Source organism: Alteromonas sp. G5_S2_22_S1, assembly GCF_054968525.1.
Genome location: NZ_JBQKUJ010000003.1, coordinates 227,553 through 249,140 on the forward strand (window position 1 = coordinate 227,553; position 21,588 = coordinate 249,140).

Below are 21,588 nucleotides of genomic sequence, written 5' to 3' on the forward strand. Positions count from 1 at the left end.
TTTTCTTAATTTTCGCGCGTGTTCGTAAATTGAATATCTGGGTAGCGCTCTTGCGCTAGCTGTAAATTCACCATGGTAGGTGCGATATACGTTAGGTTGTCGCCACCATCTAGAGCTAGGTTCTGCTCCCCTTTACGGCGGAACTCATCAAGTTTTTTCTCATCACTAGAGTAAACCCAGCGGGCAGTAGCAACGTTAACATGCTCGTAAAGTGCATCTACGTTGTACTCTGCTTTTAAACGCGCCACAACCACATCAAACTGAAGGACACCTACGGCACCCACAATCAAATCGTTATTCGCAAGGGGGCGGAACACTTGAACCGCGCCTTCTTCGGATAGCTGAATAAGTCCCTTAAGCAACTGTTTTTGCTTAAGCGGATCTTTTAAGCGAATTCGCTTAAATAGCTCGGGCGCAAAGTTTGGAATACCGGTAAAGCGGTAGTTATCGCCTGATGTAAAAGTATCGCCAATACGGATAGTACCGTGGTTATGTAAACCAATAATGTCACCGGCATAGGCTTCTTCGAGCAAAGAACGGTCACCTGCTAAAAAGGTTAATGCATCAGAAATACGCACGTCTTTGCCTAAGCGGCTGTTGCGCATTTTCATGCCCTTTTCGTATTTGCCTGACACGATACGACAAAACGCGATGCGGTCACGGTGTTTCGGGTCCATGTTAGCCTGAATCTTAAACACGAAGCCGCTAAACTTACCGTCGGTGCTTTCAATTGTGCCTTCTTCAGTTTCGCGGCCAAGTGGTGCTGGCGCCCACTCAACTAACCCGTCAAGCATATGGTCAACACCAAAGTTGCCCAATGCTGTACCGAAAAATACCGGCGTTAGCTGACCTTCACGGAATAGCTCTTGATCAAACTCGTTAGACGCACCGCGCACCAACTCAAGCTCGTCGCGCAGGGTTTCGGCAAGGTCGCTACCCACTGCAGTATCAAGCTCTGGGTTGTCTAGCCCTTTAATAATGCGCACATCTTGAATGGTGTGACCATGGCCGCTTTGATACAGAATAGTTTCGTCCCTATGAAGGTGATAAACCCCTTTAAAGCTTTTACCACAGCCAATAGGCCAAGTGATTGGCGCACACAAGATATCAAGCTCGGTTTCTACTTCATCAAGCAGCTCCATTGGGTCGCGAATATCGCGGTCAAGCTTGTTCATGAAAGTCACAATTGGCGTATCGCGCAAACGGGTAACTTCCATAAGCTTACGGGTTCTGTCTTCTACCCCTTTCGCAGCATCGATAACCATTAGACACGAGTCAACGGCCGTTAGCGTACGATAAGTGTCTTCTGAAAAGTCTTCGTGCCCCGGGGTATCTAGCAGGTTCACCAAATGGTCGCTGTAGGGAAACTGCATAACCGAGGTGGTTACCGAGATACCACGCTCTTTTTCCATTTCCATCCAGTCTGACTTTGCATGCTGGCCTGACTTTTTACCTTTCACGGTACCGGCGGTCTGCAGCGCGCGTCCAAACAACAATACTTTTTCAGTAATGGTGGTTTTACCCGCATCCGGGTGCGATATGATTGCGAACGTACGTCGCTTTTTAATCTCTTCTAGAAGTTTCTTATCTGACATCAATACTTATCTTCGTTATCTGTTATCCCTGCAAAACAATAACTTACAGGCGCGTTTTATATCGGATAAGCAATGCTTGTCCGCGCAAATTGTATATTGCGGTGAAACGCTTGATACGGCTTGGTAATTAATTGCGCGGATTTTAGCATTTTACTGGGCGTAACAGTAGAGCGAAATTACGTAGCACCTGTCTCATGACGGGTTAAATGAATCGACGGTTTAATTTCAAAGATGTCTTCAAGTTTTTAACATTCAATTCAACGAAAACCTTCACGTAGACGCTCAACGAACTTATTCACCTATTCGCCCCATAACCATTTACTTAGCATGCTAACCAAATAAAATACTTAGCATGCTAAATAAATTTACAAGTATTACGATGATGTTTTCAGAACCTATGCCGCTTCACTTAATCGCACTGTTTGCACGTACTTCAAGAAGATGCAGAAAAACGGTCACCAAATTTGTAGCCCACCTTGACCTCACTGAATCGAGGTGGCGTGTGATGATTCATATGGCTTTGCTTGGCGAAGGATGTACCCAACAAACATTAGCGGAAAGTCTTGAAATAGAGATGCCAAGTCTTACTAGAACGATCAAGCAATTAGAAACCGCGGGCTTGATCAAGCGTATTGTTGATGACAAGGATAAACGAAGCCGTTTGCTTTACTTCACACCAATGGGCAAAGGCCGTATGAACGATATTGAAAGCACGTTGGCGGCGCTGCGGGATGAGGTGTATGCAGGTATACCCGACGAGGAGCTGAATACGGTGGCCCTATGTCTTAAAAAAATTGAGCAAAATGCCGTTAGGCTTCTGGAGGCATCTAAGTGAGTGAAAGAACACCCGACCAAGCTTTTGCAAGGTACGTGAAACTGGCTTTAGTAGCCTTTGCTGTCTGTTTTATATATTTTGTAGTTGCTGATATCCGCATGCCAATGACACCTCAGGCAAGGGTGTACCATCAGGTTACACAAATATCACCTCAGCTTAATGGCCCAATCATTAAGGTCTTAGTTAGCAACAATCAACACGTTGAAAAAGGGCAAGTATTGTTCGAAATTGACGATACTCCCTACAATATTGCACTTGAAAAAGCGCAGATTAAATTGGCGAATGTGGCACAAGAAAATGCCCAAATTGACGCCCAGGTGGACGCAATGAAGGCAAGAATAGCAGCCGCGACTGCCATACTCGTAGAACGCAAAAGTGAATATCAACGATTAAACACCTTAATAGAAAGCAACGTAGTTTCTCAACAAGACGTGGATAAAGCTAACGCCCAACTTCAAAGCGCAGAGGCAGATTTGAGCGCACTTAAAGCTGAGTTAAACCTCCAGATTGTAGCTAGGGGAGAAAGAGGAGAACGTAACCTCAAATATCGGGAAGCTCGCAACGCGCTAAATCGTGCAGAATTAAATCTGGCATACACCAGAATAAAGGCTCCGCACGAAGGCATTATGGCAAACATGCAGGTGACAAAAGGAACCTATGCCAAACAAAGCGTTCCCCTTGCATCTGTTGTAGATAACAAGCTTGACTTGGTTGCTGATTTTAGAGAAAAGTCGCTAACCAGTGTAGAAAAAGGCGTGCGTGCCAAAGTTGTTTTTGATGCGATACCTGGGAAGGTGTTTGCGGCGCAGGTGGAAGATTTCGAGGCTGGCGTTAGTGATGGCCAACTGTCAGCAAATGGCAAGCTGGCCGCTGTTGAAAAATCGAACCGATGGGTGCGTGACGCGCAACGCCAGCGCGTTCATATCAGCTTAGATGAAAGTGAAGCGCCATTAAATCGCCTGACCAGTGGTGCCCGGGCGACGGTTCAAATTGTTCCTAATAACCCCATTGAAAGTTTTGTCGCGAATGTTCAAATTCGCTTTATCAGTTTATTGCACTACGTCTACTAGAACAGGTTATGAAAACACAACTTAGCGATAATGATGTTCAACAGATGCTCAGAATTGCCAGCGGCGCGACTCTCGGGTTTACGATATCTAAAGCAATGGACTGGCCGAACCCGATATTTTTTACCCTTTATCCCATCTTATTGTTAGGGCTGGTAGCCGATTTAAATGGGCACATAATAAGACAGTTTCTTGCAGCGACCGTATTCCCAGCAATGGTTGTGCTAGTAGTGTATGGTTTGTTTGGCACCCACCCGCTGCTTATTACACCATTAATCGCAGCAACCTTTGCTTTTTTATTTTGGCAAATGAGTAAGGGCACATTATTTTTGTTTGGCGCATTTTCTCTGGTTGGGCTGTCGTTACAGCTGCACTTCGCAAGTTACAGTAACGATGGAATAGACATTTACCCGTTGGTGATTTCAAATATTGGCGCAATTTTACTTGCTTTAGGCATCGCTTTTGCGTTGCACCTAATATTCCCAGATAGAGCACCGCGAACACCACCGCCTAAGGTCTCTAAAGATCAAGCGAGCATCCGACACGAAGTCATCTTATGCACTACAGTGGCTACGTTATCTTTTGCTGTATTTCAAACCTTCGATTTAGTTGATTCCATTTCGGCGCAAGCGGCGAGCATACTCATTCTTTTCCCTCTTTGCTGGAAAGGCGCCACCATGAGTGGCTGGCAGCGAGCACTCGGCACACTAATAGGGTGTAACCTTGCCCTGCTCGCTCAGCTGGTTTTGCTGAATTACAGTGACACGTTGTTCTTCGCAAGTTTCAGCTTATGGATATTGGTATTTTTCATCAGCCGCCAACATGTGCTAGGCGGTGGTGTTGCCGGCACGGGCTTTGGCGTACTTACCACATTTGGCATTTTGTACGGCCAGTCACTCTCTCCGCAACAGGATATTATTTATAGTGCGCTGTATCGCTTTTCATCGGTAGTGGTAGCCATTGCGCTTAGCCTGTGTGTTATTTATGTAGTACACAGTCTACTTAACAAATTCCAGCCTACACGACACCACACGTTTACTTAGTAATCCTGTCGTTATAACGCTTACTGGTTACAATTCGTGGACTAATAGTTGATTTGCTATTTCTTCCGCGAGCTGATAAAGCCCTTTACGTTACCAAAGATAAAGGAAGAAACTTAATCGTTCCAGCTTTATGACACCGTAACCACCGCCTTTCGCTTCTCTTCTTTTGAAAATGTCAACGCCTTGTTCAGATTATCAAATTCGAAAAGCGTTGGAATTTCAACAACCAAAGAGTGCTCTGCAACTTGCTCAAGCAGAGCCTCACCGTCTTTCACCAAGCGCTGCCATTGCGGTAAATCGCCATAATCATGCAGCGCGCCTAGGGCTATCTCATGATAAGAAATAGTACGCGTGAAAGGCGCATCTACAGGCACTTCAATACGTCCTAGAATACTCACTACGTGACCATTAGCTTCAAGAAGCGGTACAAGTGACGCCGCATAGTCTGGACCATTCGCGTCGAAAAGCGCGTAAAAGGTTTGCCCTTCAGGTTTACCGCGATGGATGGCTTTTACTCCCATCTCATCGGCTTGCTCTTGCGAAAAGCTTCCTGAGATAACATGTACATTAAAACCAGCCTGAGAAAGTATTTGCGCCAGCAATTTGTTAACGGCGCCCATACCGCTGACTAACACGTCTGCCCCCTCTCTTACCGGCACTTTACTGAACGCTTGCCAAGCAGTAAGCATCGGGCATGGCAAGGCAGCAGCCAATGCAAAATCTACGCTTTCTGGCACTAGCATTACGCGACTTGCGTACACTTCACTATGGTCGGCAAAACTTCCGTTTTCACCTAGGCTATGATGGAAAGCCACACGCTTACCCAATAGACTGTTATCAACGCCCTCACCTACAGCGACAACAACACCCGCACCGTCCACACCGGGAATATGCCCTTTTTCCCAGTCGCGCGGGTTATCATCGATAAACTTCCAGTCTACTGGGTTGATGCCTATGGCGTAGTTGCGCACAACGATACGACCAGCTCCCGGTTCAGAAAACTCGTGAACGTTTTGTACCAGCGCAGCGCCGGCCTGTTCAAATTGCCAAACGTTAGCTTGCATAAAAGCTCCTTAACACAGTGATTTTTCCGATTAGTCCCACGCAGGTGAAAAATCTGGGTTAGCTTGACGGTCGCCACAATCTAGCGCGTCAATTTTTGCGATATCGTCTGCGTCTAAGGTAAGTTCAAGCGCTTTGAAATTGGTTTCCAGGTTTTTGCGCTTAGTCGACGATGGAATGGTCACTAAACCATGAGCCAGCTCCCAGGCTACGACTACCTCAGCTGTGCTTACACCATGCTTATCTGCAATTGCAGTGATAGTCTCGTCTTTTAGCACTTTACCAACAGCAAACGGCATATACCCTGTAACTGTGATGCCATGTTTTTCGCATGCGGCACGTACTTTTTCATTGGTCAGATAAGGGTGAACCTCTACCTGATTCGTGGCGATAACGCCCTCACCTAAGATACTCACCGCTTCTTCAACTTGCGCTACGGTAAAGTTAGAAATACCAATTTCTTTTGTTAGGCCCATTTCCTTAACGCGCACCAATTCACCTAGGTACTCTTCCATGCTTTCGCCATTTTCCGGTGACGGCCAATGAATAAGTAGCAGGTCAACGTACGACAGTTGAAGCTTTTCCAAACTCTCTTTTACGCTATCCACAAAGCTTGCTTTATTCAGTTTGTCATTCCACACCTTGGTGGTGACGTAAAGGTCTTCACGTGCAACAAGGTTGTTTGCAATAGCGTCGTTAATAGCGCGACCTACCGCTTCTTCATTGCCGTATATTTGCGCCGTATCAATATGACGGAAACCCACTTCAAGTGCTATTGTCACGCTGTTATAGGCTTCATCGTCTTTTAAGCGAAACGTGCCTACACCTAGCGAAGGAATTTTAGTTTGTGACTGATTTACATTCGGCATGATGCCTCCTTGTTGGTTCCGTTATTTATGAAAGTGAGGTAATACGTTGTCAGCAATGCGCTGCATCGCGTCTTCTACTGGTTGCGTATTACGTCTGAAGTGCAGGCCAATATGATCAACCCCCGCTTCTTTCATTGCATTGAGTTCTTTGATAAGCCCATTTACACCAGTTTCAACCCCGAATCGGTGGCGTTTTATGGGCGCTTCATCGCCTTCAACCAAATTAAGATGAATAAAGCTAACGTAAGGCTTCTTACCCGCTACATTTCGCCATAGCTTCACGCGCTTTTTATGATCGTTCGGTGTACCTGGATACGCCAGCCAACCGTCCATATTTTTTCCAACCCACTGAGGGCTTTGCTGAGCGAGCCCTGCAACGTACAATGGCGGCGTTGTTGAACGCGGTAACAGCGACATGCCAGGCTTAAGGGAATTCTCACCGTGCTTTACAATTTCCAGTGACTGCTTGAAGTGCTCGCCGCGACTGTCAAAATCGACATCGAACAACGGATACTCAACCGGTCTATCCCCACTGGCTACACCGAGTATAAGGCGGTCGTTACTTAGCTGCTGCACCGTTGCTGCCGCCTTTTTGACAAGCCATGGCTGCCTAAGAGGTAAAACAACGGCGGCTGTGCCTAATAGAATATTGTCTGTGATACCTGCTAAATAGCCCAAGTAAGTGAAGGTTTCGAAAACCTGAGCTGCGTCACCAAAGCTAGGGTCGTAAACTGGTACATCTCGTACCCACGCTGCTTTAAACCCTAGTTTATCGGCTAACTGTATACGGCTGTGATGCTGTGTCATATCAGGTACGCCAAACGGCGTACCTTTTGTGGCGTCGAAATGCGGCCAGTCGTTATCTAGCGGAAGCTCTACACCTACTGAGAACGTGTGTTGTGCAAGCTTATCAAAGGTATTTGTCGTCATTGTGACCTCCCTACGCGCTCGTTGTGTTATTCGCCGTATTCGCAGTACTGAGTGCGCGCTTGTCTAAGTAGCCGCTGTAACGTGTAACAAGTAACGCTGCAACAGAAATAATTGCGCCAATCCATGCGGTATCAGATAACTGCATGCCGCCTACAATTGCACCGCCCAGTATTGAACCCACTGCTATGCCAATGTTAAATGCCGCGATATTTAAACCTGACGCCACATCAACAGCATTAGGGGTAAACTTCTCTGCTAGTTGAACAACGTACACCTGAAGTCCTGGAACATTGCCAAAGGCAAAGGCGCCCCACACTAAAACGGTGATCACTGCGGCAACTTTACTGCCCATGGTAAACGTCAGCGCAAATAAGATGATGGCAAGGGCTGAAAAGATGATAGTTAACGCGCAGATTGGGCCTTTTTTGTCAGCAAGCTTGCCGCCATAAATATTGCCTACCGCGACAGATACACCGTAAACCAGCATAATTAAGCTGATGGCTGAGGGCGCAAACCCCGCCTCTTCCTGCAATATAGGAGCGAGATAGGTGAATGCCGTAAATGTGCCGCCATAGCCCAATATCGTCATTAGATACACTAATACCAGACGAGGCTGAACCAACACCTTCATTTGTTCACTCAAGGTGGCCGGTTTACTTTGTTTAAGATTGTTCGGTACCAGCAACGCACTGCCTATTAGCGCAAGTGTGCCAAGCGCGGAAACCACAAGGAAGGTTGCTCTCCAACCGAAGTTTTGACCAATCCAGGTACCCAAAGGTACGCCAGTAACCAAGGCTACAGTTAAGCCCGTAAACATAATGGCAATAGCACTGGCTTCTTTTTCTTTTGCCACTAGCCCTGTAGCAATAGTTGACCCTATGGAAAAGAACACACCGTGCGCTAGGCCGGTCAATATACGAGCTAAAATTAAGCTCTCGTAGCTAGGCGCTTGCCAGGCAAGCATGTTACCTGCCACAAATAACGCCATTAAGCTCAGCAGAACATGCTTTCTATTCCACTTACCGGTAAGGGCGGTAAGAACAGGTGCGCCAACGGCAACACCAACAGCGTATAAGCTTACCAGTAAGCCAGCACTTGGTAACGTAACGCCAAGATCAGTAGCAATGGTGGGGACAAGCCCCACTATCACGAACTCTGTTGTGCCAATAGCAAACGCACTTAACGTTAACGCAAATAATGCAATAGGCATTTCAATTATCCTCAAAAAGTAATTAACGTGATGGGGTGTCGTTGCCGACGCCACCTACTCCTTTCAAGCGGACAACTAAACCGTCTTTTGGGGAGTCATTTTTAAAGTGCGTACAGTTTGACGATGAATTTATTTGCAAAAAACAGCACTAATGACAAAATACTTTTGCGAAATTTGAAAAGGTAAGGTGTGTGATGCCAGTTTCATCAAAGACTGAAGATTTAGAAGCGTTTCTAACCGTTGTTGATACGGGTAGTTTTTCAAGTGCTGCTAACTTGCTTAATCAGCAAGTAGCGAAAGTGAGTCGAGCAGTAACGCGGCTTGAAGATACCTTAGATGTAACCCTATTGAATCGTACTACCAGACGGTTAGAGTTAACCGAAGAAGGCGAGCTTTTTCTGCAATATGCCAGAGATGGCTTAAACGTGTTGGAGAAAGGCGAAGAAGCGCTGCGGCTTTTAAAGCGCACACCTTCTGGAAAACTTCGGGTAGATGCGGCAAGCCCTTTCGTTTTACACCAACTTGCCCCGTTAGTAGGTGAGTTTCGAGAAGCCTTTCCTGATATCACTCTGGATATCACTAGTCACGATAGCATTATCGACCTATTAGAACACAAGACGGATATCGCAATACGCATTGGCGATTTGAGCGACTCGAATTTGCACGCGAGACGCTTAGGGAAAAGTAAGCTGCATATTGTGGCAAGCCCACAGTACCTTGAAAAATATCCCCTATCTGAAAACGAAGGTGGCATTAGCACGCTAAACAAACACAAACTGATTGGCTTTAGCGACTCGCCGAGTTTGAATAAATGGCCACTTAAACAAGATGTCAATTTGCAGTACAGTCTTCGCGCCTCAAGCGGGGAAACTATTCGCCAGCTATGCTTAGCAGGGCAAGGTATTGCGTTACTGTCTCACTTTATGGTGCACAGAGATCTTAGCGCGGGCGCGCTTGTCGATGTGTTTAGCGACGACATCGTCAGCCCGAACCGACGCGAATCGGTTCAAGCGGTGTACTACAAAAATAGCGCGGTATCTTCTCGTATTTCTGCGTTTTTAGACTTTATCCAGCCGCGACTCACGCTTTAAAGAACGGCTATTTAGCCTGCCCCTTGCCTAGCATTTTTTTAAGCGTACTTTGAGGAAGGCCATTCACAATAAGCGCTGCAATCATCAATATAGCGCCGGCCACCACCATAGGCAGCAGGGTTTCTTTAAGCAGTAGCACTGAGCTTACATACCCAACGATTGGCGTAAGCGTACTGATTAAAACGATTTTATCTGGCGGCAATTTTGGCCCCGCCGCTACCATAAGGCCGAAACCAAGCCCTGTTGCCACCGGCCCTATGTACGCTAGCAACAACCAGTCGCTTATATCGTAAGCGCCAAAATTCGGCGTTGGCTCTACCATAAGAGCAATAGCAAGCATGGCGAAACCTGCAATAGTAAACTGCCAGAACACCGCTTCAATGACGCTTCCTTTCCACTTGTGAAAAGACACTCTTCGAATAGCGACCGCCCACAATGCAGATGCCAGCAACATACCAAAGAGCGGTAGCCATGCGCCCGGTTGTCCCGAAGCAAATAAAATCATTGCACAGCCAATGGTAGATATACCGGTTAGAATTAATCGCTTAGAAGGCGGGCGTTGCCTATACCATAGGGTGTCGATAAGCAGCATCCACAGCGGTGTGGTGTAAATAAGAATACTGGCCGTGCCCGCGGGGATAAACTGCAGAGAGACAGTAATAAGCCCCATTGATAGGATAAACTGGAAAAACGCGACCACAAAGACCACAGACCGGTCTTTACGATTCAATACCGGCAAACGCTTCTTAGTGATAAGCACAAAAAGCGCAAGTACCGGAAGACTGAGTAGAAAACGCAGGCAAACCATCCACACCGGGCCAACAATCTCTAGGCCCAATTTCATGCCCGGCCAATTAAGCCCTAAACACAACACTGCAACTAAAAGCATTTTTATACCTTTAGATTGCGCTTTTTCCGTCACCGATAATGAAGACATGCGTTTTAAAAAATCCAATTACACGAACTGATTTGAGAGAAGCCATCACCGCCACAGGGGTTAAATTTGAGCGGGATATAATATGGGCGCAAATATAAGCCAATTCGCGAGGGAATAAAACCTCCCCATCCTGTTTACACGCCAATTTATCAACCAAATGGTCAAGTTTTTAGTTTACTGTGGAAACTTTGTTATACGGCGGGTTGTCCATTTGAGTTTGCGCCTTCGAATAAAGTTTGAAGCTCTCTTTTTGTTAAGAAAGTCATTTGATAATTCATGTCGATATTCGCTGATAAAAAGCTGAAATGAGGAGAGTTCAAAGACGAGTTACATACATATTCCCTAAATATACACAGCAATAGAAAGTAGCTTTCTTTGGCCTTTTCCTATTTTGCTTACACTGTGCATATATTTATCAGGGCGGAAAAAGTAAACACGATTAAAAAGATTAACAATGACTTTCTCAGCCCAGAATACGCCGCCTTGTTCGGGCTTTTTCAGTACAACGTTAAATTTAAAATAACGCCCGGCCCCCATTGGGTCATTATGCTCTAGCACGCGATGCCCTTCTTGATAAGTAACCACGTTAATGGCAAAACGCCTTGATGAAAAAATAGGATGGTTAAGGACTTTAGCCATGAGGGGTTTCCTTGTAGAGTTTCAATAAAGTCTGCAACACTCTTGCTTCAAACACGCGCTTCGTAAGCGCCTAAATAAGGCACTTATAGATGCAACATGTCGCGTTATTGGGTCGAGCTAGTTATGTTTGCCGTGCAGGAATATTGTCTCAATATAAGGTTGGGCACGCTACCGTTCTAGAATACTTGATGAGGCGGGTTTGTACTTTGTTATTCACTAGCGCTATATGTAAAAGCAGAACGTATCGCTGCTGATAATGAGCTTAATAAACGGCTTTTGACCATTTCATTATTTTGGCGTTTTCCTTCCCCGTCCTTGATGAGTTGGCCTCGTAACTTTTCGTGGTGTAGTAATTTTTGCGGGTTTCTATGTGTTCAAACCCCGAACTTTCATAAAGCTTAATGGCAGCGAGGTTACTTTCTCTCACTTCTAGCCACATTTCTATCATGCCGTTTTGCTCTGAGGCTGTTAGCACATAATCTACTAGGGCACGTCCTACGCCCTGCCCTCGGAAGGCATCATCCACCGCAATATCCATTAATGTTGCTTCATCTGCTACTTCTAAAACAATGGCATACCCAATGACCTGCTCGTTTTCATAAGCAAATACGCCATAATAAGGTTTGGTAAAGCAATCTTCGAAGGTGCTGAGTTTCCACGGTACAACTTGCGCCTGCTGATGGATTGTATGGGCATGCGCAATTTCGGCTTCTGTACCTTTTTCGGGTGTTAGCTTTAGTTTGACCGCCACTACTGCTGTTCGCTATTTGAATTATTTAAGGCAGCGCCAACAGACACTAACTGCGACCAAAGCTCTCGCTTTTGTTGAACGGTAAGCTTAAGAGGAGTCGCAGGTAATATAATGGCAGTATCGCTTATCGATAATGTGCGACCAATCATGATTGTGCTTGCCCAGTTCGAGGGTACCCCTAGCTGTATACAGGCGAGTTGCAAGTCTTTTAACCACTGTTGTGACTTAGCTTTTTGCTCTGCGCTTAACGGAATACCATCAGGAGAAACAGGCAACGGTGAAGACATTGACGCACTTTCCCTTTTATTCGGGGCTTTGGTTTCAGGCAAAGACGCCGTGCTTTTTTCTGTTTTCCCTTTCTCGTTATTATTATCACCCACAGAACCGCTCACACTAGCGCGAAGCTGAGCCAAACGAGATTGCTTTTCTTCCTTTGAAATCGGTGTTGAAGTTACAGGAACCTCGTTTGCACCCACAACCTGTGAAGATGGTGAACTATTCAATTGGTGATTGGTGCGTGCTGTGCCTTCTTTGACCTTCTCATTATAGGCTTCTTTTGTGATCCACGTTGGGATCCCAATTTCCTGGAGTACTGCTTGTTGATAAGAGGTTAAAGACACTTCACCATCCATTTAAATTAAGACGCAGCGTAAATTCACTAGCATTCCATCACAGTTTACTAAAAGTGCTTGTTCTATTGAATAGCCATTATTTATAACGTTGGACAATATCCTTCGCTATAGGCATAAAGCGGGCGTTTTTATTAGGTGCTCTTACAGGCCGCTACCTTACAAGCCGCTATAAAATGCGTTATTAACTATGTTTAAATCCCGCCCTGTTAAAACAAAAGCGCAGATAGAAAGCTAATAAATGAAAAAAGCTTTTAATAAAGGAGACACAAAGCTGAAAATAAAAACAAGGAAAAAAAGAAAAGTACTCAAGAAGAGAAAGTGGCAGGGGTGGAGGGACTCGAACCCCCAACCATCGGTTTTGGAGACCGCTGTTCTACCAATTCGAACTACACCCCTAGCGCGCTGTGCATTATACGGATGACATTAAAAAGGTAAAGCCTTTTTATCACAACTAAAGTTCGCATGCTCAATTAACACCCAATGCGCTGTTTTTTCAATCGAATGCGGGTTAAATCAATGCGTCGTTGGCTTTTAGCGCCGCAAACCAGAGGTCATTCGTTACCGAAACTATCTCTTTATGAAGGTTGAACTCCGCGAGTGCAATCTGTTGATTAATTCTCATTATATCTGCGTAGCGCTTTACGAGTTCGGTACTTGTCATGCTATCTAGCTTATTGATAAGTGCACAGCTAGCTAAGTCAAAATAACGGTTTCCCATCGCAGCATACTCCCAATCAATAACAGTGAGCGTGTTATCTCGCCTAATCAATATGTGATTTACTGCCAAGTCGTTATGACATAACACACTATCGTTTTCGGCCTGCTCGCTTTGCAAAACCTTAGGCCGCAATCGCCTAGCTTTTTGGTACAAAGTGCTATCCGTGTTTAGCTTAGCGATATCAATATAGTGCTGCCATCTTGCGGCAAGTTTTAGCGGGTGGGCCTTTATCGGCAGCTGATGAACGCTGGCAAGGGTTTGAGCTAAACGCTGAGGGGTTAAACTTGGGTTAGTTGTGTCGCTTTCCCATTGCTCTACCCAAATTGTTTCATCATCGCTTAACCAGATAGGTTGTGGTGCTAAACCTAAGCGACATAGTTTTTTCTGCAAAGCGAACTGATAAGTGCGGTCAATACCGCTAAAGCGATCGTCACCTAACCACTTAACAGCAAAATCACCGACACAGCACGATTGTTTTGGGTCTCGGCCTTGGTTTTGCTCTCCTTCAACCACTTGGCCTGTTTGGCGGTGCCTGAATGCTTTCTCAGAATCACTGTGAAACTGCAGTTTTCTTTCAGTGCCTTCATAGTGTAAAGCAACATTTTGAAGTCGATAAACATGGTTTACAGCCCCAGATGGATGCACCGAAAGCTGGGCACTGTCACTAAGTTTAAGCGCCTTTCGCAGCGTGGCGATGATATCCAACGTGCTCACCTTGTTTTTTATATTGCACTAACCACTGATAATAACCAAATACGGCAAAACCCACATAGCCTAGAAACAGACAAGCAGATAATGCATAACCCACTTGCAGATATAAATAGGCAGAAGCCAGATTAATGAAAAACCAGTAAACCCAGTTTTGCAGGATTTTATGGGCCACCATAAATGTGGTGACGACACTCAGTAAATTAATACTCGCATCTAATAGTAGGTACTCACTATTGAATTGCGAACCTGCCACCAAAGATAAGCCCCACGCCATTAAAAGCATACTAGGTACTATTAGTAAATGTATCCATAAAGGCCAATGACGAACGGGCTTAACCCTCCCCTCTTCAGTGCCTTTAGACCACTGATAGTAGCCATAACCTGCCATGATCATATAAAAGAAATTAAGCGCTGACTGAAAAGGTAAGGTAACTTGCCAAAATAACCAGGTATAAATAGCGGTGCTGACAAAAGCACACAGCCAGCACCAGCTATTCTGTTTAGCAGCCAATAGCACATAGGCTATAGCGAGCACTACCGCTACCCACTCCAATAAAGAGGTAGCGGCAATTTGTGAGGTAAACTCAGAAAGAAAATGAGTCATCAAGACGACTTTCTGGCTTGCATAGCATCAAAGTTGAGAAACTTAGCCACAAAAATAGCTTGCCCTACTTCTTCATGGGTTCTTTGCATTTCCTCGCCTAATATCTTCATAACGACCCCGTAGTCACCTGTTACCTGAGTGCTGGTTGAACTTGTCGACACCGAAATATCGCGGTAGTTATTTAGCCTATCGATAAAATCTTGGATGGGCGGAATGTATTCGTTTACCAGAGGGTACAACGAGAGTTCAACCATAACTTGCATAACTGCTTCCTTTTATTTTAAAACGTGTACTTTACGGTAACACCAAATTGACGACCGTTACCTAGCTGATAGTACGGCTCGTCAAACGCATACTCATCGCGAGGGTCGTTACTGAAGCCACCGAATCCTCGGGTGTAATACTCTCTATCAAAGGCATTTTGAACCCACAACGTCGTCTGCCAATTTTCGTGTAATACAACAATTTCAGAATTCACTAATGTGGTGCTTGGCGCAGTTACATCATGTCCGTCTGAGAAGCGGTATTCACTTTTGTAGTCTATGTCTACACGCCAAAGCACCGTTTTAGTAAGTACGTACTCACTATAAAGGTTTGCAGTCCATTTAGGAGACTGCGCTTGCCTTTGCTCTGTTACTTGCGTGCCGTCGGCAAGAGTATAACCTTCAAATGTCGCGCTCAAATACCCCACGCTTGCATCGACCTGCCATGCATCGGTAGCAAACCAGCTAAGCTCTATCTCAGCACCTTTATTTGTTCCTAAATCTGCATTATCGATAATATCAACGAACCCTGCCGTACCGTCATCGCGAGTAATAACGTCAAAATCACTTACCTGTGTGTCTTTCCTATCCATGTAGAAAAGCGCTGCTCTTGCGATAAGTTCTGGCGTCATCAAAGGGCCTTTAAACCCTATTTCATAGTTCCAGTTATATTCCTCATCGAAAAAGCGCTGTTCGTCATTCACACGGCTGTCGGGGTTAAAGCCAGCGCCTTTATAACCGCGAGAAATACTGCCGTAATAGAAGTGCTCGCCCTGTGTATACTGAAGCGCCACTTTCCCACCGACCATGGTAGTATCGAAAGCGCGTGTAAGCAGGTTATTGTCAGCGTAGTCAAAATCGTAGTTTTCTAGCCTTAGTCCCGCAACTAACACTAAATTATTGTTGATACGGCTTTCAGTATTAGCGTAAATTGCCGTCGTTGTTGGCGTGTATTCACTGGCGAAGTCGTTATCGAGGTAGGTGTATTGTCGAAGCAGTTGCTCTTCGGTGTTTTTGTAAAAAACACCTATAGTCCAGTCGGTTATGCCATCGAACAATGCGGCGCTCTCGTTAGACACAAAACGAATTTCTCCTGTTTGTGTATCTACATCGCGATAATACGCATCGAATGAGGTATAACCCCAAGGGTGAAAGCCAGTGAATGTCCAGTCTTCGTCGTAGCCATAAGCGATATTATGCGAGGCGTGAGTAGCAATGAGAATTAGATCGCCTGCCGCCGTTTCTGTTGTCGAACGCGCGCTTACCGCATGGGTTTGATGCTCATCAAAGCCAGGCTCGTCAGATAAGGTTCTATTATCATTATCTAGTGAAAAAGCATCATACCCATTGTCGATATCATACCATCGATAAGTCAGCGCAAGTGTTGTACGCTCATCAACATGCCCTTCTACAGCAAAACGCAATGCGGTTTCATCAATATTGTTGGTGTCACGTCGACCAAGAAATGTGTTTTCAACAAAACCATCACTGCTATTGTGAACCAGCGCCACGCGATAACCCCAGTCACCACCTATGTCGTTCCCTGTAGCGCCTTCAATTCGGTAGGTATCTTTATTGCCCACTCGCGCCTCGACATAATCAGGGGCGTCGCTACCAACGTCATTGCTTGAGAGCTTCACCGCACCGGCTAAAGCGCCTGTACCGTAAAGGGTAGCTTGCGGGCCGCGATACACTTCAAGTTGCTTAGTATCAAAAATTAAGCCTGCAGCAGCTAGACCAGAAAAATCGAACTCATCAACGATAAAGCTAACCGATGGGTTAATAGGCTCGGCAAACTGACTACGCTCGCCAATACCTCGAATTTGAACGAATCGCCCACGAGAAGCACCAGCAGCAAAGTTCACGTTAGGAATACTGTTTAGCACGCTATCAATATGAGTAGGCTGTCTGCTACTAAGTCGCTCCTGATTTAAAATAGTGGCACTCGCACTTAGCTGGTCTAGTGTAGTTTGACGAAAGTCCCCGGTTACCACAATGCGCTCGATATCAGTATTAGAGGCAGTTGTATCGGCATTAGCGCTTTGCTGCTGGCCATACGCGGCAACAGAAGTAGCAATGAGTGTAAGTGTGAAAAGTGTTTTATACATGGGATCTCTTATTCTTACTTAAGAAAAAAGATCCGGGTCTAACGGCAGGTTATTAGGCTATGTTGTGAACCATTCCTACGCCGGTATTATCCGGATCAGGTTTAAGGGTTCCCACTAAAGTGGATCTCAGACCGAAAACGGACACCCCTTGGTATAGCGTTGAGCCCTTATTAATAAAGCCTCAACTTCTGCGACGGAGTCTACCAGTTCGATAGACATCGTCAAGCAGATAACACGTTAAGCTAACTTCATATTTTTTATATGATATATAGCGAAGGACGCTGCGTTTTATTCAGCGTCTATGTTCATATTTAAACGACGAACTTCGTCATCAGTTTGCGCTTTTAAACCTTCCAGCGTTTTACCGTGTGCTGTTGGCTGACGTGTGTCTGGGTCAACTTTTACGAAAACGATATCGTCTGCAAAACAGATGGTTTTCTTTGTAGCTTTATTGCGTACTAAACAGCTAACAGTAATAGACGTGCGGCCCACCGCTTTGGTTTCTAAGCCAAACTCTACGATATCACCTTGCATGGCTGGTGACTCGAAGCTAATTTCGCCGATATGCTTGGTAACCAAACAATTAGTTTCCAACTGACAAATTGCCCAAATTGCGGCTTCTTCGTCAATCCATTCTAACGCGCGGCCACCGAACAGAGAATTGGCATAATTAAGGTCATTTGGCATCACTAAACGCCGAGAAAGAAAGCGCATTCGAATTCCTCATAATAAATCGCTACTATAGCGCTAGATTATACCGAAAAAACTGTTTCATGGCGCTATCTCAATTATGTGAGTGGGTTTTAGCCCCCTTCTTTACCGAACATCAAAACTCAACGTTGCGGTTGCATCGCAGGTTATTGGTGATTTCTGGCCGCGACGAATTTTGTCACAACGCACTAACCACAGTGACTAATGCTATCGATAAATCTAATACCGTTAAATACAACCTCTTTACCGGCGAAATGTTAAAGGGAAAGAAACGCAAGCAAGTATTAGGTAGTGAGTGGGATATCGCATTTTTAGACTGTAGAGACTTTTTCAGACCTGGCGATGTCATGGCTTTAGCAGGCACGGTAAAACAGCATGGGTGTTTAATTCTTATCTGCCCCCCGTTTACAACGTGGCCTGAAAACGCTGCCGTTTCGTTTATTTCTGAAGGCTATAGCCTGAAACGCAGCCTTTATCTTGCGCGCTTTATAGACCGCCTTCAAGGCAATCCATCCATTGCTTTTTACCGTGAAAGCGCGACGTCCTTGCCAGACATAGCCCGCTATGAAGTAAATAAACTTGATGCTGCAAATGTTTATCGTGGCACTTTGTTTAAGTCTTATGAGCAAGAGCACGCATTTAACAAGCTAAGCCAAGGGTTCTACCATAACCAACTTAATGCGCTTATCACCGCGCCAAGAGGTAGGGGAAAGTCGTCTCTTTTGGGGTTATTTATACAAAAGCTGATAAGAGAAGGCCATCGCGTACTGTTAACCAGTGAACGTCAGGAAAACGTCAAAAATGTTTTTGATATTCAAAATCCAAGCGAAGATACTAAAGATAACCACACTAAGGGCATAGAGCAGATACAACCCACTACATTACCATTTAAAGGAAAAGAAATAATAACCAATGGTACTGTAAAGTGGGTAGCGCCAGATAGCGACCTGCTGTGTAATACTGATAAGCAAGATTACGATGTAGTAATTGTAGATGAAGCTGCATCATTGCCACTGCCACTAGTGCATAAGATCATCAAACATAATAAGCAGTGGATATTAAGCACTACCCTTTTAGGTTATGAAGGTTCGGGCAGCGGCTTTATACACAAGCTTCTACCTAACTTGCCACCTTCGGCTATACACCTTACTTTGACAGCCCCTTTAAGATGGTATCAGCACGACCCACTTGAAACCTTTCTTAACGAAACATGTTTGTTCGAAAGCGATAGCTCAGCGCTGATAGACGACAAGCACATCGAAAAAAGCGCAACTGACATCATCGAGCATAGCGCATTTAATTTATCTACCTTTGAAAATGTTAGCGAACAGACGCTACAACAAATTATGTCTTTACTCGCGCTAGCCCATTATCAAACAACACCTGATGATTTCATGCGTTTAATGGATAGCCCAGATGTTCTAATAGCTTCGCTTTCGCTAGATAACATAATAATAGCTGCCTCTATTATCAATATCGAAGGAGGTAAGCGTCTTGAAGAAACCGCAGAGGCTATAGCTTCGGGAAAGCGCAGGCCGAAAGGTCACTTAGGCGCACAGCGACTTTGCTTATTATCTGCAAACGGTACTGCTGCTACCTTTACGTACTGGCGAATCAACCGCATAGCGGTGCACACTAGGCTGCAAGGTAAAGGAATTGGTAGCGAGCTTCTTAGAAAAATTACTAACGAGAGTTATAGGCATGGCATTGATGCGATATGCACATCCTATGGCACTACGGCTAAACTTGATGTTTTTTGGTGTAGAAACGGCTTTGAGGTTGTTGATTACGGCCGAAAGCCCAATAAAGCAAGTGGAGAAACCAGTGCTCTGGCCGTGCTCGCCCATACAAACAAGGTGAAAATGCTCATTAGTGAGCTTATAACGCTACAAAAAAGCTATCAGTCTACGCTTGGGCTTTTTTCATTACCGACTAGCATTATTAATACCTATCAACAAAAACTACACCACTTTATCGACGGCTCACGGACGCTAGATGATGTATGGCCCATACTATGTAAAATTGCGAAGTTTGATGGCGGCATTTTCAATGACAAGCCTGGTGATGCGAGTGGTTCTGATAATGCCAATAGTGCGGATAGTGCGGATAGTGCGGATAGTGCGGATAGTGCGGATAGTGCGGATAGTGCGGATAGTGCGGATAGTGCAAAGTATAGCGACTATAAGCCAATACAAAATATCGCTAAAATAATTAACGAAAATTCGCGGTTGATAGATGTATTTGTTACGTCAAATATCGAACTCAAACAGCTTTGTAGAGCGCTTGATGCAAAAGGCTTGAAAGAAGCGACCAAAAAATTAAGAGAAAAACTAAAGCCAGCATTTTAGCGAAGCGATGAGTGGCCGACGCTACATATGTTCAGAGAGAATTTAGTAAACGAGCGTCGTGTACCTACCAAAAACAGGAAGCTATTTCATACAAGAACTTATCCTGTAGATAACTTTCTATCTCTTCAACAATTCCCCAAAAACAATAAAGCATAAAAAAGCCTCCCGAAGGAGGCTTTTTTGGCTAAGACCGAATATTATATGTTAATACCACGGTTCTTCGCTTTTTCCTTAATATAAGGTTCCCACGCTGCTGCGTTGCGGCGTAGTGAGCGATCTTTCTTAGCTTCTTGCACGTGCTTGTAAGCAGACCTAAAGTTACCCGCATAGAAGTTCGCTTCCATAAGTGTGAAGTGAATTTTCTCTGGGTTTTCAGCACCGCGATCCAAGGCATTTTGTAGTGCTTTGATGGCGCCTTTATAGTCTTCAGCTACAAGTAGAAGCGTACCTTGCTTACGATAATGCTCAGGGTCTGAACTCTTAGCCGCCGCTTGTGCATACAAGTTAGCAGCCGTTTTAAAGTTCTTAGCTTGGTGATATGCATTAGCAACATTAGCAATCATATCAGCATCATTTTTCAACAAGCCTTCTTTCATGTGCTTTTCAAGCAATTTGGCCGCCTTGTAAGGCATACCATTGCTTTGATAAAGCTGCGCAAGCGTTTTAATTTCCGACTCTTTTTCTAGATAACCTTGCATATAAGCAAGTTCTAGCGTTGAAAGACCTTTTTTATAGTCTTCAACTAAGATGTAGAAAAATCCTAAACGCGACCACCACGTTTTCTCTTGCGGGAAAGTTCTAACAAGATCTTCCGCAACAGCAACCGTTTCTGGGTACATCTTACGCTCGTAGTAAGAAGTCAGCTTCAACACATACGGGTTCTTGTTTGGCTCTTCATACAAAGCAATTGCCTTGTCTGCCGGCTCTACCATCTTCGCTAACTGCTTAGATTCGAAATAAGCCTGTGCCAAACGCGTATACACGTCTGCGTCTTCTTTACACGTGAAGTCCATCCACTCGTTATACCATTTAATGGCATTGGTGTACTTCTCTTCCTGCATGCTCAAATCACCTAATAGCTTAAGTGTTTGAGAGTGTTCAAGGTCGTTAAGCACTTTTGGTTCAACAGATTCAACCAAATAGTTTAACGCTTTTCCACCTTGACCTTCTTGCGCAGCAAGCAAGTTACCAATAAAACGCTTAACGTAGGCTCTATCAAAATCGTCCGAAGGGTCGATTTCATAAAGCACGTTTAACGCTTCGTTGACTTGGTCTTCATTGTAGAATTCAAAAGCTTTTTGAACTTTCTTACCGGTACGCTCACCTACTAGCGTTGTTTTACCCTTTTCATAACCAGGACAAACAACAGGTGCAGACTGCGCTAGGGCAGCGGGTGCTGAAAGCACCGCACCTGCGCCTAGCACTAAAGCAACGGCTGACATTTTGAATGTACGTTTCATCATG

20 protein-coding genes, 1 tRNA gene and 1 riboswitch are annotated in these 21,588 nt (G+C 44.9%); of the genes, 5 read left to right on the top strand and 16 right to left on the bottom strand.

What is annotated here, in order from left to right; genetic code table 11:
• Positions 1-5: 5 nt before the first annotated feature.
• Positions 6-1,595, bottom strand: a complete 1,590-nt coding sequence (gene prfC, locus ACTRWF_RS05330; protein WP_012517760.1) for a peptide chain release factor 3 — start codon at positions 1,593-1,595, stop codon at positions 6-8.
• Positions 1,596-1,974: 379 nt separating this feature from the next.
• Here prfC and ACTRWF_RS05335 point away from each other — a divergent pair, with 379 nt between their 5' ends.
• Genes ACTRWF_RS05335 through ACTRWF_RS05345 form a run of 3 tightly spaced genes read left to right on the top strand, consistent with a single transcriptional unit; the run spans position 1,975 to position 4,540 of the window.
• Positions 1,975-2,430 (top strand): MarR family winged helix-turn-helix transcriptional regulator, encoded by a 456-nt coding sequence (locus ACTRWF_RS05335; RefSeq protein WP_023559559.1) that lies wholly within the window; start codon positions 1,975-1,977, stop codon positions 2,428-2,430.
• A complete protein-coding gene (locus ACTRWF_RS05340; protein WP_020744891.1) occupies positions 2,427-3,500 on the top strand; it encodes an HlyD family secretion protein in 1,074 nt (357 codons plus the stop codon). Before ACTRWF_RS05335 ends, ACTRWF_RS05340 begins: the two co-directional genes overlap by 4 nt.
• A gap of 8 nt (positions 3,501-3,508) precedes the next feature.
• Positions 3,509-4,540, top strand: coding sequence for a DUF2955 domain-containing protein (locus ACTRWF_RS05345; RefSeq protein ID WP_012517757.1), 1,032 nt, complete (start codon positions 3,509-3,511; stop codon positions 4,538-4,540).
• A gap of 128 nt (positions 4,541-4,668) precedes the next feature.
• Here the strand turns inward: ACTRWF_RS05345 and ACTRWF_RS05350 are convergent, their stop codons facing one another.
• From ACTRWF_RS05350 to ACTRWF_RS05365, 4 genes are read right to left on the bottom strand one after another with little or no spacing between them, the layout of a single operon-like run.
• Positions 4,669-5,604, bottom strand: coding sequence for an alcohol dehydrogenase catalytic domain-containing protein (locus ACTRWF_RS05350; protein ID WP_015066530.1), 936 nt, complete (start codon positions 5,602-5,604; stop codon positions 4,669-4,671).
• 30 nt (positions 5,605-5,634) lie between these two features.
• Complete coding sequence (dkgB, locus tag ACTRWF_RS05355) at positions 5,635-6,471, bottom strand: 2,5-didehydrogluconate reductase DkgB (protein WP_012517755.1); 837 nt, start codon at positions 6,469-6,471, stop codon at positions 5,635-5,637.
• A 21-nt stretch (positions 6,472-6,492) separates the two neighbouring features.
• Positions 6,493-7,401: a TIGR03571 family LLM class oxidoreductase gene (locus tag ACTRWF_RS05360; RefSeq protein ID WP_012517754.1), complete on the bottom strand. Its 909-nt coding sequence runs from the start codon at positions 7,399-7,401 to the stop codon at positions 6,493-6,495.
• Positions 7,402-7,411: 10 nt separating this feature from the next.
• On the bottom strand, positions 7,412-8,611 hold the full coding sequence (locus tag ACTRWF_RS05365; protein ID WP_462835219.1) for an MFS transporter: 1,200 nt from the start codon (positions 8,609-8,611) through the stop codon (positions 7,412-7,414).
• 194 nt (positions 8,612-8,805) lie between these two features.
• Between ACTRWF_RS05365 and ACTRWF_RS05370 the strand changes: the two genes are divergently transcribed.
• On the top strand, positions 8,806-9,702 hold the full coding sequence (locus tag ACTRWF_RS05370; protein WP_015066527.1) for a LysR substrate-binding domain-containing protein: 897 nt from the start codon (positions 8,806-8,808) through the stop codon (positions 9,700-9,702).
• A gap of 7 nt (positions 9,703-9,709) precedes the next feature.
• On the opposite strand, the gene ACTRWF_RS05375 is transcribed toward ACTRWF_RS05370, so the two are convergent.
• The 10 genes from ACTRWF_RS05375 to ACTRWF_RS05420 all read right to left on the bottom strand — a co-directional run bounded on the left by ACTRWF_RS05375 (position 9,710) and on the right by ACTRWF_RS05420 (position 17,779).
• Positions 9,710-10,639 (bottom strand): EamA family transporter, encoded by a 930-nt coding sequence (locus ACTRWF_RS05375; protein ID WP_462835220.1) that lies wholly within the window; start codon positions 10,637-10,639, stop codon positions 9,710-9,712.
• A 342-nt stretch (positions 10,640-10,981) separates the two neighbouring features.
• Positions 10,982-11,278, bottom strand: a complete 297-nt coding sequence (locus tag ACTRWF_RS05380; RefSeq protein WP_012517749.1) for a hypothetical protein — start codon at positions 11,276-11,278, stop codon at positions 10,982-10,984.
• A 262-nt stretch (positions 11,279-11,540) separates the two neighbouring features.
• On the bottom strand, positions 11,541-12,029 hold the full coding sequence (gene rimI, locus ACTRWF_RS05385) for a ribosomal protein S18-alanine N-acetyltransferase (protein WP_012517748.1): 489 nt from the start codon (positions 12,027-12,029) through the stop codon (positions 11,541-11,543).
• Positions 12,029-12,649 carry a hypothetical protein gene (locus tag ACTRWF_RS05390; RefSeq protein WP_015066525.1) on the bottom strand — a complete coding sequence of 207 codons (621 nt, stop codon included), beginning with the start codon at positions 12,647-12,649 and terminating at the stop codon, positions 12,029-12,031. The genes rimI and ACTRWF_RS05390 overlap by 1 nt, the downstream gene beginning before the upstream one ends.
• A gap of 331 nt (positions 12,650-12,980) precedes the next feature.
• Positions 12,981-13,057, bottom strand: a tRNA-Trp gene (locus ACTRWF_RS05395).
• Between the two features lie 112 nt (positions 13,058-13,169).
• Positions 13,170-14,084 (bottom strand): phosphotransferase, encoded by a 915-nt coding sequence (locus ACTRWF_RS05400; protein ID WP_462835221.1) that lies wholly within the window; start codon positions 14,082-14,084, stop codon positions 13,170-13,172.
• Entirely contained in the window at positions 14,050-14,694 is a 645-nt protein-coding gene (pnuC, locus tag ACTRWF_RS05405) for a nicotinamide riboside transporter PnuC (RefSeq protein WP_012517745.1), read from the bottom strand. The genes ACTRWF_RS05400 and pnuC overlap by 35 nt, the downstream gene beginning before the upstream one ends.
• Positions 14,694-14,957, bottom strand: a complete 264-nt coding sequence (locus tag ACTRWF_RS05410) for a hypothetical protein (protein ID WP_012517744.1) — start codon at positions 14,955-14,957, stop codon at positions 14,694-14,696. The genes pnuC and ACTRWF_RS05410 overlap by 1 nt, the downstream gene beginning before the upstream one ends.
• 17 nt (positions 14,958-14,974) lie before the next feature.
• Entirely contained in the window at positions 14,975-17,065 is a 2,091-nt protein-coding gene (locus ACTRWF_RS05415; protein ID WP_462835222.1) for a TonB-dependent receptor domain-containing protein, read from the bottom strand.
• A 55-nt stretch (positions 17,066-17,120) separates the two neighbouring features.
• Positions 17,121-17,224: riboswitch (TPP riboswitch) on the bottom strand.
• A gap of 129 nt (positions 17,225-17,353) precedes the next feature.
• Positions 17,354-17,779 (bottom strand): acyl-CoA thioesterase, encoded by a 426-nt coding sequence (locus ACTRWF_RS05420; RefSeq protein WP_012517742.1) that lies wholly within the window; start codon positions 17,777-17,779, stop codon positions 17,354-17,356.
• A 59-nt stretch (positions 17,780-17,838) separates the two neighbouring features.
• Here ACTRWF_RS05420 and ACTRWF_RS05425 point away from each other — a divergent pair, with 59 nt between their 5' ends.
• A complete protein-coding gene (locus ACTRWF_RS05425; protein WP_462835223.1) occupies positions 17,839-20,124 on the top strand; it encodes a GNAT family N-acetyltransferase in 2,286 nt (761 codons plus the stop codon).
• 197 nt (positions 20,125-20,321) lie between these two features.
• Here the strand turns inward: ACTRWF_RS05425 and ACTRWF_RS05430 are convergent, their stop codons facing one another.
• Positions 20,322-21,587 carry a tetratricopeptide repeat protein gene (locus tag ACTRWF_RS05430; RefSeq protein WP_015066520.1) on the bottom strand — a complete coding sequence of 422 codons (1,266 nt, stop codon included), beginning with the start codon at positions 21,585-21,587 and terminating at the stop codon, positions 20,322-20,324.
• Position 21,588: the final 1 nt, after the last annotated feature.

Excerpts from the sequence above, each read along its gene's own strand:
- ACTRWF_RS05425 (WP_462835223.1), top strand. The coding sequence starts at position 17,839 with ATGGCGCTATCTCAATTATGTGAGTGGGTTTTAGCCCCCTTCTTTACC.
- ACTRWF_RS05335 (WP_023559559.1), top strand. The coding sequence starts at position 1,975 with ATGATGTTTTCAGAACCTATGCCGCTTCACTTAATCGCACTGTTTGCA.
- ACTRWF_RS05410 (WP_012517744.1), bottom strand. The coding sequence starts at position 14,957 with ATGCAAGTTATGGTTGAACTCTCGTTGTACCCTCTGGTAAACGAATAC.
- ACTRWF_RS05415 (WP_462835222.1), bottom strand. The coding sequence starts at position 17,065 with ATGTATAAAACACTTTTCACACTTACACTCATTGCTACTTCTGTTGCC.
- ACTRWF_RS05430 (WP_015066520.1), bottom strand. The coding sequence starts at position 21,587 with ATGATGAAACGTACATTCAAAATGTCAGCCGTTGCTTTAGTGCTAGGC.
- pnuC (WP_012517745.1), bottom strand. The coding sequence starts at position 14,694 with ATGACTCATTTTCTTTCTGAGTTTACCTCACAAATTGCCGCTACCTCT.
- ACTRWF_RS05350 (WP_015066530.1), bottom strand. The coding sequence starts at position 5,604 with ATGCAAGCTAACGTTTGGCAATTTGAACAGGCCGGCGCTGCGCTGGTA.
- ACTRWF_RS05420 (WP_012517742.1), bottom strand. The coding sequence starts at position 17,779 with ATGCGCTTTCTTTCTCGGCGTTTAGTGATGCCAAATGACCTTAATTAT.
- prfC (WP_012517760.1), bottom strand. The coding sequence starts at position 1,595 with ATGTCAGATAAGAAACTTCTAGAAGAGATTAAAAAGCGACGTACGTTC.
- ACTRWF_RS05365 (WP_462835219.1), bottom strand. The coding sequence starts at position 8,611 with ATGCCTATTGCATTATTTGCGTTAACGTTAAGTGCGTTTGCTATTGGC.
- ACTRWF_RS05380 (WP_012517749.1), bottom strand. The coding sequence starts at position 11,278 with ATGGCTAAAGTCCTTAACCATCCTATTTTTTCATCAAGGCGTTTTGCC.
- dkgB (WP_012517755.1), bottom strand. The coding sequence starts at position 6,471 with ATGCCGAATGTAAATCAGTCACAAACTAAAATTCCTTCGCTAGGTGTA.
- ACTRWF_RS05375 (WP_462835220.1), bottom strand. The coding sequence starts at position 10,639 with ATGTCTTCATTATCGGTGACGGAAAAAGCGCAATCTAAAGGTATAAAA.
- ACTRWF_RS05370 (WP_015066527.1), top strand. The coding sequence starts at position 8,806 with ATGCCAGTTTCATCAAAGACTGAAGATTTAGAAGCGTTTCTAACCGTT.
- ACTRWF_RS05345 (WP_012517757.1), top strand. The coding sequence starts at position 3,509 with ATGAAAACACAACTTAGCGATAATGATGTTCAACAGATGCTCAGAATT.
- ACTRWF_RS05360 (WP_012517754.1), bottom strand. The coding sequence starts at position 7,401 with ATGACGACAAATACCTTTGATAAGCTTGCACAACACACGTTCTCAGTA.